This is a genomic window from Psychrobacter sp. (genome assembly GCF_030457785.1).
Taxonomy (GTDB): Bacteria; Pseudomonadota; Gammaproteobacteria; order Pseudomonadales; family Moraxellaceae; genus Psychrobacter.
This window is the reverse complement of sequence record NZ_JAKDUI010000291.1, coordinates 1-1987: the sequence shown is the minus strand read 5'-3', so window position 1 is coordinate 1987 and position 1987 is coordinate 1. Positions and strand designations below refer to the sequence as shown.

Genomic DNA, 1987 nt, shown 5'->3' with positions numbered 1-1987 from the left:
GAGTTTCTCAGCTTGCTCGAAGCGACATACCCTACGATAATAGGGACATCAAAGGGCATAAAGTTATCACTCATAATATTTTTAATAAGATTGCTAGTACGACATAACCCGCATTTAAACGTGCAGCAGACAGTTGCCGTTACATATCCAGTAATGATGAGGAACAAACATGATAGACCAAAACTTATTAGACGCCATCAAAAGCTACAGCGAAAACATGACTCGTCCAATTACCTTTGTAATGGGTAGTGGCGAGCACAGTAAGCGCGCTGAACTCATTGAGTTTTTGAACAAAATCGCTGGTACGACCGATAAGATTAATTTCGATTCAACCGTGACTGATGATGCTCTCCCAAGCCCAATCAGCTTTAAGGTGCACAGTCATATCGATGGGACATTGAGTGATACTGGTATTGTCTTCAGTGGTATCCCAGGTGGTCACGAGTTTACATCGTTGATTTTAGCGATTCTTCAGGCGGGTGGTCACACGCTAAAGTTAGATGAAGGCATTCAAAAGCTTGTCAAACGTTTTAAAAAGCCATTACAGTTTCAGACTTATGTATCATTGTCTTGCCACAGCTGTCCAGAAGTCGTACAAGCGCTAAACCAATTTGCGCTTCTTAACGACGATATTAGCAATGAGATGATCGATGGCGCATTGTTTCAAGAGCAGGTGGATGCCAACAATATTCAAGGTGTGCCAGCAGTATTCCTAAATGGTAAACCCTTCGCCAATGGTCTCATCGATACTGCCAAGTTGATTCAAAAACTACAAGATCAGTACCCTGATTTATTGGCAGAAGCGGACGATGATGCAGAGCAATTAGAACAACAAGATGTCACGATCATTGGTGCTGGACCTGCTGGGGTAGCGGCAGCGATTTATACTGCACGTAAGGGTCTAAAAGTGACGATGGTTGCTGATCGTATCGGTGGACAAGTAAAAGACACACAAGATATTGAAAATCTAATTTCTGTGCCGTTAATCACAGGCACGCAGCTGTCTGCCAATTTTGAGAAGCATTTGAATGAGTACAATATCACTCTCAAAGAGCACGTCAGTGTCAAAAAAATTGATGAGACCGTGGAAGAGAACTATAGCATTCACCTAAACACGGGCGAGACATTTGAGACTCGTAGTATTATCTTAGCGACTGGTGCTCAATGGCGCAAACTTGGCGTACCTGGTGAAGACGAAAATATCGGTAAAGGTGTGGCTTTTTGTGCCCACTGTGATGGTCCATTCTTCAAAGGTAAGGAGATTTCGGTCGTTGGTGGCGGTAACTCGGGCGTGGAGGCAGCGATAGATCTTGCTGGTATCGTGAAGCATGTGACCGTGCTTGAGTTCGCTGATGATCTAAAAGCGGATCAGGTATTGATCAATAAAGCCAAAGAAAAAGACAATATCGAGTTCATCACTAGCGCTGCGACGCAAGAAGTCAAAGCAACTGATGGTAAAGTGAGCTCAATCGTCTACCAAGATCGTAATACAGGTGAAACACATGAGCGTGATTTGGCGGGGGTCTTCGTACAGATCGGTCTGATGCCAAATACTGACTTCATCAAAGGTTTTGTCGATTTAAACCGCTTTGGTGAGATTGAGATTGATGCTCGCTGCCGTACAGACCGTAAAGGTATCTTTGCTTGTGGCGATGTGACGACTGTCCCCTTTAAGCAGATCAATATCGCCATGGGTGAAGGTAGCAAAGCTGCGTTAAGTGCTTTTGATTATTTAGTCATGCAGTAAGCTTTGGCTCACGCCTTAGTAATACAGTCAGCTGCCAAGACGTAAAGTCAGATCGAAAGCCATCTCAACGTTGAGGTGGCTTTTTTTGTGCGCTTTAGGAGGGGCATTTGCTTGGTATCGCAAAGATTCCAAGCACTTCCTTGGTACCTTCGTTACAAAACTTTCGTTACAGATACGTTGCTTTGGTATAGTCAGTTCAAAATAAAATTGTTATGGTTAGGACAAACATCATAAAACAAC

At 43.5% G+C, this 1987-nt stretch carries 1 protein-coding gene; it reads left to right on the top strand.

The genetic code is table 11. The annotated features are described in order from the left end of the window. The first annotated feature begins 169 nt into the window (after window positions 1–169). Window positions 170–1747 carry an alkyl hydroperoxide reductase subunit F gene (ahpF, locus tag L0J61_RS10650; protein WP_301466414.1) on the top strand — a complete coding sequence of 526 codons (1578 nt, stop codon included), beginning with the start codon at window positions 170–172 and terminating at the stop codon, window positions 1745–1747. Window positions 1748–1987 lie beyond the last annotated feature (240 nt).